Origin of the sequence: Leifsonia sp. YAF41 (assembly GCF_052113185.1) — a bacterium.
Classification (GTDB): Bacteria; Actinomycetota; Actinomycetes; order Actinomycetales; family Microbacteriaceae; genus Cryobacterium.
In genome coordinates, this window is the sequence record NZ_JBFRCS010000011.1 from 94,929 (window position 1) to 111,594 (window position 16,666).

Genomic DNA, 16,666 nt, shown 5'->3' on the forward strand with positions numbered 1-16,666 from the left:
CAAGAGATGAATCAAAAATCTGGGCGCGCTCGTGAGCGGATGCAGGAGGGGCCGAGGTCACGAAGAGCTGAGCCGCGGGTCGGGAATCGTCGTCGAGATGTTGAACTCCACCGAGGACGCGTAGACGATCTCGATCTGTTCGATCTGCCGGTCGTCGGCATCGAAGGCATGCCCGCGCAAACGAACCAGTGCGTGTGAACCGGCGGCCTCACCGAGCAACTCGCGCGCTGTCTCGTCGGGAATCACGGTAGAGAGCGCGACCTCGGTGCGGCGCGGGTACACCTCGTAGCGCGACCGCATGGTGTCGTAGAGCGACGCGTTTTCGAAATCGACGGTGTCCATGCCCGGAAAGTAGGCGAGCGGCAAGTGCGAGGTGTCGAGCGAGAAGATCTTCTGCTCTCCGGCCACATTCACACCGCGCAAACGCACGAGGCGCAAGAAACGTTCACCGTTCTGCTCGTAGACCTCGTGCTCGACGACGCGTGAGACGGGGTCGCCGGAGCGGCCCTTCACACTGTCGCTGAAACCACCGAAGTTCCACAGGCTGTGTGTCATCGGGCGGAAGCGCACATAGGTGCCCTTGCCCTGAACTCGCTCGACGAGACCTTCGGTGACGAGTTGGCCGATGGCCTGACGGACGGTTCCGCGCGTGGTGTCGAACTGTTCCATCAGCGTCGGCTCCGACGGAATCACGTCACCGTCGTGGAGGTCGCCATCGAGAATGAGCGAGCGCACGTGCCTGCTGATCTGCGCATAGAGCGGCAGGAGGTGTGGTGCAGCCATTGGATTCCTCTCCCGGAACTTGTATAGACGACTATACAACTTCGAATTCGAGAAGAAAAGAGTTCGGCCCCACCTTGTGGTGGGGCCGAACTGTCACGCTGTCCCGCAGTTGAGCTGCCGAACTACTTCGCTGAGTTTGCCCGTTGCGGTCGACGTGCCCGAATGCGCCAGGCAAACTCGACCGCAAGTCTCAAACTCGGCGCGGGCTAGAAGCCGAGACGCCCGAGCTGCTTCGGGTCGCGCTGCCATTCCTTGGCGACCTTCACGCGCAGCGAGAGGAAGACCCGCTTGCCGATCAGCGGCTCGATCTGCTTGCGGGCCTGAACGCCGACATCTTTCAGCCGACTGCCGGCGTGGCCGATAATGATGCCCTTCTGGCTGTCGCGCTCCACGAAGAGGTTGGCGTAGATCTCAACGAGCTCCTGGTCGTCGCGCTCGATGATGTCGTCGATGGTGACGGCGATCGAGTGGGGCAGCTCGTCGGTGACTCCCTCGAGAGCCGCCTCACGAATGTACTCGGCGATGCGCGATTCCAGGCTCTCGTCTGTGACGGCATCCGCCGGGTAGAGCGGGGCCTCAGAGGTCGGAAGCAAGCGCAGCAGCTCGGTGGTCAACGTGTCGAGCTGGATGTGGCTGGTAGCAGAGATCGGCACGATCGCCTCCCAGTCACGTAGCGTCGACACCGCAAGAAGCTGGTTGGCGACACTTGTCTTCGACGAGGCGTCGATCTTCGTGACGATGGCCACCTTCTTGGCGCGCGGGAACGCATCAAGCTGCTCGTTGATGAACTTGTCTCCCGGGCCGATCGGCTCGTTGGCCGGAATGCACAGGCCGATCACGTCGACGTCGCCGAGGGTGGAGGTGACGAGCGAGTTCAGGCGCTCACCGAGAAGGGTGCGCGGGCGGTGGATGCCGGGGGTGTCGACCAGGATCAGCTGGCCGTTCGGCTGGTGCACGATGCCGCGAATGGCGCGCCGGGTGGTCTGCGGCTTCGACGAGGTGATCGCCACTTTCTGACCGACGAGCGCGTTGGTCAGGGTTGATTTGCCTACGTTCGGTCGGCCGACGAACGAGACAAAGCCCGCTCGGTATTCATCTGTTGTGGCCATGGCCGTCTACTCCTTCATCATCCGACATTCCGAGGAATGCGGTCTGCGCATCAATTAGCGCTTGGTCTCGTTGCACCAGAACGGTGCTGATTCTCTTGCGTCGGCCCTCGGTGCGCTCGGCGGTGAGGATGAGCCCACTCGTGAACGCGACAGAGCCGGCGTCGGGCAAGCGCCCGAGCGTTTTAGCGAGCAAGCCACCGACCGAGTCGACGTCGTCGTCGTCCAGGTCAAGATCGAAAAGTTCACCGAGTTCGTCGACCGGAAGCCGCGCGTTCACCCGGAACCGTCCGTCACCGAGGTCTTCGACCTCGACGACGTCCTTGTCATACTCGTCGGAAATATCGCCGACGAGTTCTTCGATCAGGTCTTCCAGCGTGACCAACCCGGCGATGCCGCCGTATTCGTCGACGACCATGGCCAGATGGTTCGATTCTGCTTGCATCTGACGCAAGAGCGCGTCGGCCTTCTTGGATTCCGGAACGAATTGGGCCGGACGCGCCAGCTCACCGACGGTCAGCGAGTCGGCGTTGATCGGGCGCTCGTAGACCAGCTTGGCAACGTCGCGCAGGTACAGGATTCCCACCACATCGTCGACCTCGCCGGCCAAAACGGGCACGCGCGAGTTTCCCTTGCTGAGGAACAACCCCATCGCCGCGCCGATCGTGGCGCTGGCATCGATGGTGACCATATCGGTGCGGGGAACCATGACCTCGCGCACCACGGTGTCGTTGAACTCGAAAATCGAGTGGATCAACTCGCGATCGTCTTCTTCGAGCACATCCTGCGCGGTCGCCTCATCGACCATGCTGAGCAGTTGGTCTTCTGAGGTGAACGTGTTGAGGCCTGCCCGACCCGGCGTGACCCGGTTGCCGAGCGCCACCAGGGCGTTGGCAATGGGGCCGAGCACGAAGCGTAGAAAGTGCACGAGCGGCGCGGTGAGGCCGAGAAGCTGACGCGGATGCGCCCGACCGACGCTGCGCGGACTGGCCCCGACGAGCACGAACGACACGGCCGTCATGATCAGTGCCGAGAGCAGCAACGCGATCCAGAGTTCGGCGATATACGTCGCGAAGACGAGGGTCACGAGCACGGCGGCCGTCGTTTCGGCGATGATTCGCACGAAGTTGATGGCGTTGAGATGAGCACCGGTGTCGTTGGCGATCGCCTGCAGGGAGCGGCTCGAGCGGGATGAGTCGGCGAGTTCCGCAATGTCGGCGCGGGACAGCGAAGTCACCGCGGAGTCGACAGCGGCCATGAGGCCGCCGAAGGCGACCAACATGATTGCTGCAGCGAGAAACCAGCCCAGAAACATCAGTCGCGGCGTCGTTCCTGCATCGCGAAGCCCATCAGGATCTCGCGCTGAATGCCGAACATCTCTTTTTCTTCATCGGGTTCTGCGTGGTCGAAGCCGAGCAGGTGCAGCACGCCATGCGTGGTCAACAGCAGCAGTTCGTCCAGCGTCGAGTGGCCGGCCGTCTCCGCCTGCCCCTGAGCCACCTGCGGGCAGAGCACAATGTCGCCGAGCAGTCCGGCCGGGGTTTCCTGCTCGGCCGTGCCGGGGCGCAGCTCATCCATCGGGAAGCTGAGCACATCGGTCGGGCCCGGCTCGTCCATCCACTGCACGTGAAGCTGTTCCATCGCGCCCTCGTCGACCAGCACGATGGCCAGTTCGGCGTCGGCGTTCACGTGCATGGCGTCGAGAGCGAACGCGGCAAGGCGCAGGATCGCCTCTTCGTCGACAGGAATTTCTGACTCATTGTTGATCTCAATGCTCAACTTGATCTCCGTTTCAGGGGGCGACCTTTGTGGCCGCCGTTTCGGCGCTCTGCACGATTCGCGAACTCTCGGGCTTGTTCGCTTTCGTAACGTTGGGCTTGTTTCTGGGCGTCGTACTCGGTGTACGCGTCGACGATGCGACCGACGAGTGAGTGACGCACGACGTCGGCACTGGTCAGTCGTGAAAAATGGATGTCTTCGATGTTGTCGAGCACGCGGGTGACGAGTCGCAGACCGCTCGCTCCGGCGGGCAGGTCCACCTGCGTTATATCTCCGGTCACGACCATCCGCGAGCCGAAACCGAGCCTGGTGAGAAACATCTTCATCTGCTCCGGCGTGGAGTTCTGCGCTTCGTCAAGCACCACGAACGACGAGTTGAGGGTGCGACCGCGCATGTAGGCGAGCGGAGCGACCTCGATCACGCCCGAAGCCAGGAGCTTCGGAACCAACTCCGGGTCCATCATCTCGTTGAGGGCGTCGTAGAGCGGGCGCAGGTAGGGATCGATCTTGTCGGTGAGCGTGCCGGGCAAGAACCCGAGCCGCTCCCCCGCCTCGACGGCCGGGCGGGTCAGAATGATCCGCTCAACCTCCTTGCGCTGCAACGCCTGCACGGCCTTCGCCATGGCGAGGTAGGTTTTTCCGGTACCGGCGGGACCGATGCCGAACACAATGGTGTTCTCATCGATCGCGTCGACGTATTCCTTCTGGCCGAGCGTTTTCGGGCGGATGCTCTTACCACGCGAAGTCAAAATGGCCTGCCCGAGCAGCTCTGACGGGCTCTGCGTGCTGTCGATGCCGAGCATCCGTGCCGAGGTCGTTACGTCGGCTTCGCCGAAGTACTGGCCGTTGCGAATCATCAGCTGCAGCTCTTCGATCAGCCGACGCACCGCTTCGGTATCGGCCGCTGATCCGGTGAGGGTGATCTCATTGCCGCGCACGTGCACAGTGACCCGCGGGTACTGCTTCTCGATGGTGCTGAGAAAACGATCCTGCGGGCCGAGCAGTCGCACCATCGCGATGCCGTCAACGTGCACATGCACCTGAACGGTGTTGCTCAGGTCGGGACCGGAATCGTTGCCGGTGTTCGCCCGGTTGCGGGTGGAGTCGCCGCTTGTGTCGTCAGGCACCAAGAGTTCCCTCTTTCAGCTGCCCGCCCAGAACGTGGGCGTGAACGTGGAAAACGGTTTGACCAACGGACGCTCCGGTATTGAAAACCAGGCGAAACTCGCCTCCCGTGCGTTCGTCGGCAATGAGCTGAGCCACACGCACCAGCTCGGCCAACAGGGCGGGGTCGCCGGCGGCCAACTCGACGACGTTGCGGTACTCCTCGGTCTTCGTCGTCACGACGATGTGCACCGGCGCCTGCGGGGCAATGTCCTCGAACGCAATGATGAGGTCGGTCTCCGCAACAATCGTCGCCGGAATTTCACGCGCGACGATACGGCTGAAGATTGACGGTGCGGAACCCGAAGAAGTCATACAGCTATCTTAAGCGGCGCTACCAGCGCCCAAGCTTCGCATTCAGGATGGCGAGGGCCGATGGCCCGGCCGTCGAGGTGCGAAGCACCGTGTCGCCCAACTTCACGCGCTGGGCGCCGGCGGTTTCAAGCGCCTCCAGCTCACTCGGTGCGATACCGCCCTCCGGGCCGACCACGAGAACGATGTCGAGCTCGGTGTCAACCGATTCACCCGGCGCAGTCCCCGGCCACACAGCGTCCGACTCGAACTCGGTCAGACGACGGGTCGCACTCGGTTCGAGCAGCAACATACGGGTGCTGCCGGCGAGTTTCGCCAGCTGCTTGGTGCTCACCAGATCGGCGACAGTGGGAAGCCACGGCCTGATTGACTGCTTGCTCGCCTCGCGCACGATGCTCGCCCAGCGTTCGCGGCCCTTGGCGATCTTTGCGCCTTCCCAACGGGAGATCGAGCGGGCGGCAGTCCACGGGATGACCCCGTCCACGCCCAACTCCGTTGCCGCTTGCACGGCCATTTCATCTCTGTCGCCCTTGGCCAGCGCCTGCACGAGCACGATGCGCGGCAGCGGCGCCGGGGTCACCGTGCTCGTCGTGACCTGCAGGCTCAGCTCGGTCGGCGACGCGTCGACGACGACACCGTGCAGCATGAGTCCAGCGCCGTTGCCGAGGAACAGTTCCTCGCCCGGGCGGATACGGCTGACGGTGACGGCATGCTTCGCCTCGCTGCCACCGATGCGCACTGTCGCGCCGGGCGGGCAGAGCTCGGGAGTCAGCGTCGCGTCGAGAAAGAAATGAGCCATGGTGCTCTCCTAGCCGATGAACCGATCGCGGAGCTTGGCGAACAGGCCCTGCTGGAAGTGGCTGAGCGACGGGGCCGGTGCCTTGTGTCGAGCGGCGAACTGTTCGATGAGCTCACGCTCTTTGTGGTCGAGCTTGGTCGGGGTGACCACGTGCACGCCGATCTTGAGGTCGCCACGGCCGCTGCCACGCAGCCGCGTGACACCGCGATCCTTGATCGTGATGACTTCGGCGCTCTGCACGCCCGGCTTCAGCACGACGTCGATGTCGCCGTCGAGGGCCTTGATCGTCGTCGTGCGACCCAGGATGGCGTCGGTCATCGGCACCTCGATGGTGCAGAGCAGATCGTCGCCGTCGCGGCTGAACACGTCGTGGTGACGCACCTTCATCTCAAGGTAGAGATCGCCGTTCGGTCCGCCGGCCGGGCCGGCCTCTCCGCTGCCGGGCATCTGCAGGCGCAGGCCGGTCTCGACGCCGGCCGGGATGTCAACGGCCACGGTGCGGCGCGCGCGAACGCGGCCCTGACCCTGGCAGGTCACGCACGGGGTGGCGATGATGGTGCCGTAGCCGCGGCAGCTGCCGCAGGGGCTCGACGTCATCACGTTGCCGAGCAGCGAGCGCACGGCGCGCTGGATGTTGCCGGTGCCGTGGCAGATGTCGCACGTGACGGGCGAGGTGCCGGGCTGGCAGCAGGTGCCGGAGCAGGTCTCACAGACGATGGCCGTGTCGACCTCGATCTCGCGGTGGGTGCCGAAGATGACCTCTTCAAGATCAAGCTCGACGCGCAGCAGTGCGTCTTGACCACGCTCGCGGCGTGAACGCGGGCCGCGACTGCTCTGGCCGCCGCCACCGAAGAAGGTCTCGAAGATGTCGCCGAAGTTTCCGAAGTTGCCTCCGTCGAATCCGCCGCCCTGATCGCCCATGTCATACTTCTGGCGCTGCTGGGGGTTGCTCAGCACGTCGTAGGCGTGGGTGACGAGCTTGAACTGCTCAGAGGCATCCGCGCCGGGGTTGACGTCGGGGTGCAGCTGACGCGCCTTCTTGCGGTACGCCTTCTTGATCTCGTCGACGCTGGCGTCGCGTGCGACACCGAGTACTTCGTAGTGGTCAGCCAAAGGTGGCTCTCCTTGTTGTTCTGGGGATGTTTCGGATGTTTTCGGTCAGGGTGATCGGCGCGCCGAGGGGGCAGCCCGGTCAGTTCTCGCCGAGCAGGCGAGAGAGGTAGCGGGCGACAGCGCGAACCGCCGCCATATTGTTCGAGTAGTCCATGCGAGTCGGGCCGAGCACGCCGAGGCGAGCCAAGTCGCCGCCGGACGCGGTGTATCCACTGGTCAGAACCGATGTCTCACCGAGACCGAATTGCGCGTTCTCGCGGCCAATGCTCACGGCCACACCGTGCAGGTCGGTTGCCATTTCGCCGAACAGTCGCAGCAGCACGACCTGTTCTTCGATGGCGTCGAGCACCGGCGAGACGCTGCCGGTGAAGTCTTCTTCGGTGCGCACCAGGTTCGCCGCCCCGGCCATCACGAGCTTGTCGTGACGGTTGGCGCCGATCTGATCGATAAGAGTCGTCGCGATCAGGTCGATGACCGGCTGCAACTCGTGCGGGCCGGGCCACACCATCGTCTTGAGGGATGCCGCCGCCTCGATCATGCTGCGTCCGCTCACCGCTGCGTTTAGCCGGGACCGCACTTCACTCAAGGTCTCGTCCCCGACGAGATAGGGCAGCTCGATCACGCGCTGCTCGACCCGACCGGAGTCGGTGATCAGCACGGAGAGCAGTTTGGTGTCGCTGAGCGGCACCAACTCGACGTGGCGCACGGTGGCACGGGACAGCGACGGGTACTGCACGAGGGCGACCTGCTGGGTCAACTGCGAGAGGAGCCGGACGCTGCGAGCGAGAACCTCGTCGAGATCGGCTGACTGGCCGAGAAAAGTCTCGATGGCTTGGCGCTGCGCCGGCGACAGCGGGCGCAGGTCGGCGAGATGATCGACGAAGACCCGGTAGCCCTTGTCTGTCGGGATACGGCCGGACGAGGTGTGCGGGGCGGCGATCAGCTCTTCTTCTTCAAGCAGAGCCATATCGTTGCGGATCGTGGCCGCTGACACCCCGAAGGAGTGCCGTTCGACGATCGATTTGGAGCCGACTGGCTCCCTCGATGCCACGTAGTCCTGAACGATCACGCGGAGAACTTCGAGACTGCGATCAGAAACCATGTGTGAGATCGCCTCCTCTGCCCATCGTTAGCACTCGCAATGACTGAGTGCCAATCATATCGCGCCACGCTGAACGTCGCCCATTGCCCCGCAGGAATCACAGCAGTAGCGTGAACACACAGGGCACTTCCCTCCTCGCTGAAAGGCACGATGATGAGTGATCCACAGGCTCCGCTCCCCGACGACCCAAACTTCGGCCAGCGCCCACCTGACCCGTCCTACTCCCCCGCTCCGGCCCGGCCACTCTCTCAAGCGGAAGACCGCCAGTGGGCCTCGTTCGCTCATCTGGGCGGCATCTTCAGCTTTCTTCCTGCCCTGATCATCTGGCTCGTCTTCAAAGACCGCGGTCCGTTCACGGCCGTTCAAGCCAAGGAAGCACTGAACTTTCAGATCACGCTTCTGATCGGTTATGTCGCCATTTGGGTCGTCACCGCTTTTCTTGCCGTCGTCACGTTCGGCCTGGGGTCGGTGTTCGGCCTGCTGGTCTGGGTAGTCTGGATTGTCAGCGTGATCTTCTCGATCCTTGGCTTCATGCAGGCAAAAGACGGCCACCCGTACCTCTACCCGTTCAATGCGCGTCTGATCAAGTAAGCAATCAACCGAGACATCCGCCGTTCGCGGCGCAGAGGAAAGAGTTATTCATGACCGATATGCCTCCTCCCCCGAACAACCCCTATCAGGCGCAGGTTCCGATGAACCCGGCCGACGAGCGGCTCTGGGCGACCCTCATCCAGATCGGAGGCATCCTCTTCGGATTCCTGCCGGCACTGATCGGGTACCTGATTCTGAAGGATCGCGGACCTTTCATTCGCGGGCACTGCGCAACGGCGTTGAACTTTCAGATCACGTTGTTGATCGCCTACGTGGTCGGTGGGCTGACCATCTTCTTCCTCATCGGTTTCGTGATTCTGTTCGCCGCGTGGGCGCTCAGCATCATCTTCGGGATCATCGCCGCGCTGGCCGCCAACCGGGGCGAAGCGTATGTCTACCCGCTCGCGATCAAGTTCGTGAGCTAGCCCGACCCTCTCCGCCTCCTCCCGTCGAGTTGAGGGGAAACACAGAATGCGCCTTCATCGATTCGATGAAGGCGCATTCTTTTTGTCTCGGTGAGGGGGTTATTCGGCTCCGGCTTCGACGTAGCTCTTGTCGTTCATCGAAACCACGGTCCAGGTGCCGTTCTTGTAGACAAGCTTGCTGACCGCAGCATTTTCGATGCCGGCGGTGAGTGAGCTGGTGTCGGCGCCCAGCGTGTCGAGGACCGCCATGATCGTGATGCCACTCGAGACGACAAGCACATTGCCGCCGCCCTTCTTGGCCTGAGCGGCCGCGATGTCGTTCAGCGCAGCGGTGGCACGTGCGCCGACCTGCTGGTACGTCTCGGCAGGCAATGCGCTGGTTCCGTTGGCCTTGACGATCGCCGCGAGGAACGCCTTGGGGTCGCCGCCGGTGAGGTAGGGCTTGACTGCAGTGAGTACTTCAGCCTGGGTGGCACCCTCGAACTTCCCGAAGGAGACCTCACGCAGGCGCTCGTCACGCACGGCCTCATCTTTGTAGCCGAGCTCACCGAGAGCGAGCGAGATCGTCTGGAAGTGACGCAGCATGTCGGCCGAGTACGCCGACTTGAACTTCACGTCGGCCTTGGCGAGGCCGCGGCCCAGGTGCTCGGCGTCGAGCACACCGCTCTCGGTGAGTGGCGAGTCAGACCAGCCCTGCATGCGGCCGGTCTCGTTCAGCCAGGTCTTGCCGTGACGGGTGAGGTAGATGTCGACTTCGGCGTTCTTGCCGTTGTTTTCGTTTCCCGCCCTGGTGATGGTGGCCTTGGCAGATTCGGCGATCGGGGCCGAGAACGCGGAGAACGAGAAGAGCATGGCGGCGGCGGCGATGCCGGCGATCGCGACGCGGAGTGTACGACGAGACTTCATTGTCTGGGTCCTTTCAAGGAATCGGGTAGTAGATTCCCAGGAGCATATCTGAAACCCGAGCATCGTGTGGTATTTAATTCGGGCTTCGTAATGGCATCGAAACGTTTCGCATCGCCTGCTGACTTCGATGCGCAAAAAACCACCTTCGTCACACAGACGAAGGTGGTTGCTTGGCGTCCCCACTCGAGCAGGGGCCGAACGAAACGCTCCTATTCGGCGTCGGCGAGGAGTCGGCGCACGACGGCATCCGCGAGCAGACGGCCACGCAGGGTCAACTCGACGCTGCCGGCGAAGGCGGCCTTCGGGTCGATGAGCTCGTCGGCGATGAGGCCGGCCACCGCGTGGCGGCCCTGTGCGGTGAGCGAGTTGACCGGAATGCCCTCACGGATGCGCGAACGCAGCAACACTCGTTCGACCTCGCGCGTCTCGGCATCGAGGGTTTCCCGGCCGGCGGCCGGCGAGTGACCGGCGAGCACACGGTCGGCATACGCTGCCGGGTGCTTCACGTTCCACCAGCGCACGCCTCCGACGTGGCTGTGCGCGCCGGGGCCGACGCCCCACCAGTCCTGGCCGGTCCAGTAGGCGAGGTTGTGGCGTGATCGGTGGGCTTCGTCGGTCGACCAGTTGCTGACCTCGTACCAGCCGTAGCCGGCGGCGGCGAGTAGTTCGTCGGCCAGTTCGTAGAGGTCCGCCTGGTGGTCTTCATCAACGTGCGCAACCTCGCCACGTTTGATCTGCCGGGCGAGTTTCGTTCCTTCTTCGACGATCAGCGAATAGGCGCTGATGTGGTCGGGCTTCTGCCCGATCGCGTACTCGAGGCTGGTGCGCCAGTCTTCGACGCTCTCCCCCGGGGTTCCGTAGATCAGGTCGAGACTCACGTCGAGGCCGGCGTCGCGGGCCCACCCGACGACCAGCGGAACGCGGGCGGGGTCGTGAGTGCGCTCGAGCGTCGCCAAGACGTGCGGCACCGCAGACTGCATGCCGAACGAGACCCGGGTGAAGCCCGCGTCGGCCAGGGTCTGCAGGTACGCGGCGTCGACCGAGTCGGGATTCGCCTCAGTGGTGACCTCGGCCCCCGGCTCGATGCCGAAGGTCGCTCGCACGGCCTCGAGCATCCTGACCAAGTTCTCGGCCGGAAGCAGGGTAGGCGTTCCGCCACCGAAGAACACCGTTTTCGCGGACCGGGCCGGGAGTCCGGTTCCGGCGAGGATGCGACCGCCGGCTTCGATCTCGATGATCGCCTGGCTGGCATAGTCGCTCTGCTTGACGCCGCGCAGTTCGGTGGCGGTGTAGGTGTTGAAGTCGCAGTAGCCGCAGCGTACCCGGCAGAAGGGCACGTGCAGGTAGACGCCGAAGTCACGCGCGTCGGCGCCGACGGTCACTGATTCGGGCAGCATGCCGTCGAGCGGGGCGGGATCACCGAGGGGGAGTGCGCTGGGCATCGTCGTTACGCTCCGGCCGACGGGTGGAGGGCGTGCAGGTATTTCTTGGTGATCTTCGCCTGCTGAAAGCGCAGGTACGGGCCGGCAAGCCGGTACTTCCAGGTGCTCGGACGAGAGAACGAACGAATGGTGAGCCAGACGGAGTCGTCGTCGCGTTTGTCGACGACAAACGATTCCTCGCCGCTCTCCGGATGCCCGACCATGGTGCCGTAGGCAAAGCCGATGCGGTTGGGCTCGTCGATCACATAGACGACCCGAACCGGGGCGAGCACACTGATCGGACCCACTTGAATCTTGAGTTTCGCGGTCATTCCGTTGGCGATGAACGGCGTGCCGTCTTCGGCGAATGTCGCTTCGTTGACCGGGTGGGACTGATCGGCCGACGGAGTGCCGTCGTCGTCGAAGATGATCCCGGCGTACTGCATGCCGGTTCCGGCCTCGACCTCGGTGACGTCCATGCCGCTTCCGCGCTGAACGCCCCACGACATCAGCAAGTCAGTCGCGACGCGAAAACGTTCTTCGCCGCTGCCGAGGCGCACGGTGTGTTCGGCCGGGCGGTGCCCCTTCGGCGGGTAGATCATCAGGTCGGGGGCAAGTGTGCCCCCGATGGCCCCGTAGGTCACTGAGGCATCGGTGAAGGTGGCGCGACGCATCCGACTATTTTTCCTTCTTCTTCTCCGTGTCCCCCGTGAGCGCAGCGACAAATGCTTCCTGCGGAACCTCGACCCGACCGACCATCTTCATACGCTTCTTGCCCTCCTTCTGCTTCTCGAGGAGCTTGCGCTTGCGGCTGATGTCACCGCCGTAGCACTTGGCCAGAACGTCCTTGCGGATGGCGCGGATGCTCTCCCGCGCGATGATGCGGGCGCCGATCGCAGCCTGGATGGGCACCTCGAACTGCTGACGCGGGATGAGCTCGCGCAGACGCGTGGTCATCAGCACGCCATAGGCATACGCCTTGTCGCGGTGCACGATGGCGCTGAACGCGTCGACCTGCTCACCCTGCAACAGGATGTCGACCTTGACCAGGTCGGCTTCCGCTTCACCGATGGGCTCATAGTCGAGCGAGGCGTAACCGGCGGTGCGGCTCTTCAGATTGTCGAAGAAGTCGAAGACGATCTCACCGAGCGGCATCGTGTAGCGGATCTCGACGCGGTCTTCACCGAGGAACTCCATGCCGAGCAGAATGCCGCGGCGACTCTGGCAGAGTTCCATGATGACGCCGACGTAGTCCTTCGGCGCGAGAATCGCTGCCTTGACGATCGGCTCCTCGACCTTGGAGATCTTGCCGCTCGGGAATTCGCTCGGGTTGGTGACGGTGACCGTGCGCTTGTCGTCGGTGGTGACCTCGTAGGGCACGCTCGGCGCCGTGGCGATCAAGTCGAGGTTGAACTCGCGCTCAAGACGCTCGGTGATGATTTCGAGGTGCAGCAGGCCGAGGAAGCCGCAACGGAAACCGAAGCCGAGGGCGACGGAGGTCTCGGGCTCGTAGACGAGTGAGGCATCCGAGAGCTTGAGCTTGTCGAGCGCCTCGCGCAACACCGGGAAGTCGGTGCCATCGATCGGGTAGAGACCGGAGAAGACCATCGGCTGCGGCTCGGTGTAGCCGGGCAGTGCCACGGTGGCGGGCTTCGCCGCCGTCGTGACGGTGTCGCCGACCTTGGAGAGGCGCACGTCTTTCACGCCGGTGATCAGGTAGCCGACCTCGCCGACGCCGAGTCCCTTGCTCGGGGTGGGCTCGGGCGAGCTCACACCGATCTCGAGGATCTCGTGGATGGCACGAGTCGACATCATCTGGATTTTCTCGCGCGGCTTCAGCTCACCGTCGATCATGCGCACATAGGTGACGACGCCGCGGTAGCTGTCATAGACCGAGTCGAAGATCATGGCGCGGGCCGGGGCATCCGCGTCGCCCTTCGGCGCCGGGATGAGCCGGGTGGCGCGGTCGAGCAGCTCGCTGACGCCCACACCGGTCTTGCCGGAGACGCGCAGCACGTCGTCGGGGCTGCCGCCGATGAGGCTGGCCAGCTCCTTCGCATACTTCTCGGGGTCGGCAGCGGGCAGGTCGATCTTGTTCAGCACCGGGATGATCGTCAGATCATTCTCAAGTGCCAAGTAGAGGTTCGCGAGGGTCTGGGCTTCAATGCCCTGGGCCGCATCGACGAGAAGGATCGCGCCTTCGCAGGCGGCCAGGCTGCGGGAGACCTCGTAGGTGAAGTCAACGTGGCCGGGGGTGTCGATCATGTTCAGCGCGTAGGTCTGACCGTCGAGTTCCCACGGCATGCGCACGGCCTGGCTCTTGATGGTGATGCCACGTTCGCGCTCGATGTCCATGCGGTCGAGGTACTGGGCGCGCATCGCCCGGTCGTCGACGACGCCGGTGATCTGCAGCATCCGGTCGGCAAGGGTCGACTTGCCGTGGTCGATGTGGGCAATGATGCAGAAGTTACGGATGAACGCGGGGGCAGTTGCGGCCGGTTCAAGCGCCTTGAGAGCTCTCGGTGACATGATCTGGCAATTCTCCCATGACCGGACGGCATTGGGCGCCGCTTCTGCCTTTCGGTCGTGTCACGTGTGCGTCCCGATGGCGGCCAAACCCCCGCTTGTGCGCTCAAATCGTCACTTGGGCTGGCCTTCGGCGACGATTTGGGCGCACGCGCGGCAGTATCTCGGATCGCGACGGGGCCGGGAAGCGATCAGCTGGCTCAGTGGCGACTAGGTGCGAAGCGTGCCGATCACGACTGTCGCGTAGAGCTCGTCGGAAGCGGCGATTCGCGCACTCAGGCCGTGGGCCTCAAAGATCTCGGCCGTTGTCGCCGCCTGGCCTTCGCCGGTCTCGACGAACAGGTGTCCGCCTGGTGACAGCCAATCTGAAGCGGATGCCACCACCCGACGTTGCACGTCGAGGCCGTCGACTCCCCCGTCAAGTGTGACGTGAGGCTCATGGAAGCGGGCTTCCGGTGGCATCAGGCCGATCGCATCCGTGGGCACATAGGGAGTGTTGGCCAGCAGGATGTCGACGCGTCCGCGGAGCGCCGCGGGGAGCGGCGCGTAGAGGTCGCCCTGGTAAACGTGGCCTCCGAGTGCCTCGACGTTGCGGCGAGCGCAGAGCACCGCAGCGGGTTCGATGTCGGCGGCGTGCAACTCGATGCCGGAGACAACCGAGGCGAGGGCAACCCCTAAGGCACCCGATCCGCAGCACAGGTCGAGCACGGTCGCTCCTGGCCCGGCGAGCGCCGCCGCCTCGTGCACCAGAAATTCGCTGCGTCGGCGTGGAACGAAGACGCCGGGGTCCACCTCGATGCGGAGCCCGAAGAAGGAGGTCCAGCCGAGGATGTGCTCGAGCGGCAGCCCCGAAATGCGTTGGTCGACCATCTCGGCGAGCTCGGTAGGAGATACCGGCGCCGCGAGAAGCAAGCGCGCCTCGTCTTCGGCGAAGACGCACCCGGCCGCCCGAAGCCGAGTGACGATGACTGATTCAGAAAGTGTTGTGGGAGTTGCTGACATGAGTGAGCCTTTCGGACTGACCGATGGGCGCTCTCGTCACCTACGCCGTGTGAGTCACACGGTGGCGGGAGGAGAGGCCCGATACCTGACGTGCGTTGATGGGTCTCACCTCCTTCAAAGTGGTGTGTGTGCGAGAACTCAGCAGAGCAACGCTAGCCGAATGGCTGGGCTCTCACCAGGTCCGAACCTGAATTCTGCCTGAGCATCGCGCAATCGCACAACGTGACGATTGGGATTCAGCGTGGTGGTCAGGACTCAGCGGATGCGGCGGATTCAGCGGAGGCACCGGCCTGGGCGGCGAGCGCATACGAACTTCCGCTGCGCGTGCGTTCGAGCACACCCTGATCTATGAGAGCGCGACGCAGCCCGGCGACGTCGGGGCCGAAGACGCTGAGTCGCTCGTTCACGGCGCGCTCGGTCAAGACCTCTCCCGCTTCGAAGGCCTGGCTCGCAATCCAGGCAAGAAACAGACGGCGTTCCTCCCCATTCGCCGGATAGCGATCGATCTGACCGTCAGCGGTCAGAAACCGTTGGGGCCCTTCCCGCGCCGGCCGGTCGGGGGCCTCCGCGAGAAGCGCAATCAGGGGCTCTGTCGCGACCCGCAGCGCTCCGTCCTCGACGCGCGTAACGAAACCGGCCTGCTCCAGTTTGCCGAGGGCTTTACCGCGCTGGACATCCGTCAACGGCTTGGCCACTGGCTCGGCCAGCACGACCTCGGCATACGCGCGGCGCAGGTCGGGGTTGACCAGCATGGCCACGACGTTTCTCCAGGCGAGAGTCATGCTGCGCTGTCCCCCACGAGCTCGATGTGATGCGGTGAGCCACTCATCGGGCCAGCCTTCCATAGGTGCTTACGCAGCGAAAGGATCTCCACGTACCGAAGATGAGATCAGTCCACTAGTTCGCCGTGGGGCACGCCTTGTAGATGGCTTCTTCCTGGGCCATTCCGATCTGTTCCCGTATCGACGGGAACCAGTTCTGGTTCGGCCATTGTGCGACGAAATCCTCCTTCGTGGGCGGTGCAGGGTACTCGACCCCGTTTGCCGCGTAGCAGGGAGCGAGAAACTGCGTGAGATAGTCGTAGACCCAGCTCAACACTGCGTCGTTCGGCAGAGGGAACGGTTCGTTCGGATGCTCCGCGTCGCAGACGAAGGCGCTCACGGCCTCTGCCTCGTTTGTGGGTTGCGGACTCACCGACAAGACGACGCCATCGGCATTCGACCCCGTCTCCACCTTCAGCCCGGCTGCCGCGAAGCAGGACGAGCGCACCTCGAGCCGGTTGTCGTCGGTCAGGTATTCGGTGAACGACACCTCGGGGCGCTGGGCGGTGGGATAGGTCGCCAACACGGTGCCCCAGAGCGCATCCTGTGACGCCACCCTCTGCCGTTCCTTCTCCTCCGGAGACAACGGCGGGGCGGTCGGCGATGGTCCGATGTCGGGCATCGGAATGGTGACGGCCAACGGCGCCGTCGCCGTCGCCGTCGGGCTGGGCGTTGCGGTTCCGACGGTGCTACTGCAGCCCGCCATCACGGTCAGACTGAAGCAAGCCAGTGCGACGGCTGCGGCCGTCCGTTGGCGCGCAGTGAACGATGCCATGTTTCCCCCTTGGTGTTGCAGTGATCCTAGTGACCGACTCG

18 protein-coding genes are annotated in these 16,666 nt (G+C 64.0%); 2 read left to right on the forward strand and 16 right to left on the reverse strand.

All coding sequences use genetic code 11. The features are described 5' to 3' along the window. Positions 1–57: 57 nt before the first annotated feature. The 9 genes from AB4Y63_RS14055 to hrcA all read right to left on the reverse strand — a co-directional run bounded on the left by AB4Y63_RS14055 (position 58) and on the right by hrcA (position 8,158). Positions 58–783, reverse strand: coding sequence for a GntR family transcriptional regulator (locus AB4Y63_RS14055; protein WP_441791685.1), 726 nt, complete (start codon positions 781–783; stop codon positions 58–60). Between the two features lie 206 nt (positions 784–989). Then, complete coding sequence (era, locus tag AB4Y63_RS14060) at positions 990–1,892, reverse strand: GTPase Era (protein ID WP_441791686.1); 903 nt, start codon at positions 1,890–1,892, stop codon at positions 990–992. Next, positions 1,876–3,204 carry a hemolysin family protein gene (locus AB4Y63_RS14065; RefSeq protein ID WP_441791687.1) on the reverse strand — a complete coding sequence of 443 codons (1,329 nt, stop codon included), beginning with the start codon at positions 3,202–3,204 and terminating at the stop codon, positions 1,876–1,878. Before AB4Y63_RS14065 ends, era begins: the two co-directional genes overlap by 17 nt. Further along, a complete protein-coding gene (gene ybeY / locus AB4Y63_RS14070; RefSeq protein WP_441791688.1) occupies positions 3,204–3,668 on the reverse strand; it encodes an rRNA maturation RNase YbeY in 465 nt (154 codons plus the stop codon). The genes AB4Y63_RS14065 and ybeY overlap by 1 nt, the downstream gene beginning before the upstream one ends. Beyond that, entirely contained in the window at positions 3,665–4,681 is a 1,017-nt protein-coding gene (locus AB4Y63_RS14075) for a PhoH family protein (protein WP_441791732.1), read from the reverse strand. The genes ybeY and AB4Y63_RS14075 overlap by 4 nt, the downstream gene beginning before the upstream one ends. Before the next feature lie 106 nt (positions 4,682–4,787). Beyond that, complete coding sequence (locus AB4Y63_RS14080; RefSeq protein WP_441791689.1) at positions 4,788–5,147, reverse strand: HIT domain-containing protein; 360 nt, start codon at positions 5,145–5,147, stop codon at positions 4,788–4,790. 19 nt (positions 5,148–5,166) lie between these two features. After that, complete coding sequence (locus AB4Y63_RS14085) at positions 5,167–5,943, reverse strand: 16S rRNA (uracil(1498)-N(3))-methyltransferase (protein WP_441791690.1); 777 nt, start codon at positions 5,941–5,943, stop codon at positions 5,167–5,169. Positions 5,944–5,952: 9 nt separating this feature from the next. Then, entirely contained in the window at positions 5,953–7,056 is a 1,104-nt protein-coding gene (gene dnaJ, locus AB4Y63_RS14090; protein WP_441791691.1) for a molecular chaperone DnaJ, read from the reverse strand. Between the two features lie 79 nt (positions 7,057–7,135). Further along, the gene (hrcA, locus tag AB4Y63_RS14095) at positions 7,136–8,158 is read right to left on the reverse strand and encodes a heat-inducible transcriptional repressor HrcA (RefSeq protein ID WP_441791692.1); all 1,023 of its coding nucleotides are present in this window, start codon (positions 8,156–8,158) and stop codon (positions 7,136–7,138) included. 153 nt (positions 8,159–8,311) lie between these two features. Between hrcA and AB4Y63_RS14100 the strand changes: the two genes are divergently transcribed. Next, a complete protein-coding gene (locus AB4Y63_RS14100; protein WP_441791693.1) occupies positions 8,312–8,749 on the forward strand; it encodes a DUF4870 domain-containing protein in 438 nt (145 codons plus the stop codon). Positions 8,750–8,799: 50 nt separating this feature from the next. After that, positions 8,800–9,174 (forward strand): DUF4870 domain-containing protein, encoded by a 375-nt coding sequence (locus AB4Y63_RS14105; protein WP_441791694.1) that lies wholly within the window; start codon positions 8,800–8,802, stop codon positions 9,172–9,174. A gap of 99 nt (positions 9,175–9,273) precedes the next feature. Here AB4Y63_RS14105 and AB4Y63_RS14110 read toward each other — a convergent pair whose 3' ends face one another. The 7 genes from AB4Y63_RS14110 to AB4Y63_RS14140 all read right to left on the reverse strand — a co-directional run bounded on the left by AB4Y63_RS14110 (position 9,274) and on the right by AB4Y63_RS14140 (position 16,625). Next, complete coding sequence (locus tag AB4Y63_RS14110; RefSeq protein WP_441791695.1) at positions 9,274–10,080, reverse strand: histidine phosphatase family protein; 807 nt, start codon at positions 10,078–10,080, stop codon at positions 9,274–9,276. A 209-nt stretch (positions 10,081–10,289) separates the two neighbouring features. After that, complete coding sequence (gene hemW / locus AB4Y63_RS14115; protein WP_441791696.1) at positions 10,290–11,522, reverse strand: radical SAM family heme chaperone HemW; 1,233 nt, start codon at positions 11,520–11,522, stop codon at positions 10,290–10,292. A gap of 5 nt (positions 11,523–11,527) precedes the next feature. Next, complete coding sequence (locus AB4Y63_RS14120) at positions 11,528–12,175, reverse strand: DUF1990 family protein (protein WP_441791697.1); 648 nt, start codon at positions 12,173–12,175, stop codon at positions 11,528–11,530. A 4-nt stretch (positions 12,176–12,179) separates the two neighbouring features. Next, positions 12,180–14,030 carry a translation elongation factor 4 gene (gene lepA / locus AB4Y63_RS14125; RefSeq protein ID WP_441791698.1) on the reverse strand — a complete coding sequence of 617 codons (1,851 nt, stop codon included), beginning with the start codon at positions 14,028–14,030 and terminating at the stop codon, positions 12,180–12,182. A gap of 207 nt (positions 14,031–14,237) precedes the next feature. Then, a complete protein-coding gene (locus tag AB4Y63_RS14130) occupies positions 14,238–15,029 on the reverse strand; it encodes a putative protein N(5)-glutamine methyltransferase (RefSeq protein ID WP_441791699.1) in 792 nt (263 codons plus the stop codon). Positions 15,030–15,277: 248 nt separating this feature from the next. Further along, positions 15,278–15,811, reverse strand: a complete 534-nt coding sequence (locus tag AB4Y63_RS14135) for a DUF2087 domain-containing protein (RefSeq protein WP_441791700.1) — start codon at positions 15,809–15,811, stop codon at positions 15,278–15,280. Between the two features lie 115 nt (positions 15,812–15,926). Continuing rightward, positions 15,927–16,625: a hypothetical protein gene (locus AB4Y63_RS14140; RefSeq protein ID WP_441791701.1), complete on the reverse strand. Its 699-nt coding sequence runs from the start codon at positions 16,623–16,625 to the stop codon at positions 15,927–15,929. Between the last annotated feature and the right edge of the window lie 41 nt (positions 16,626–16,666).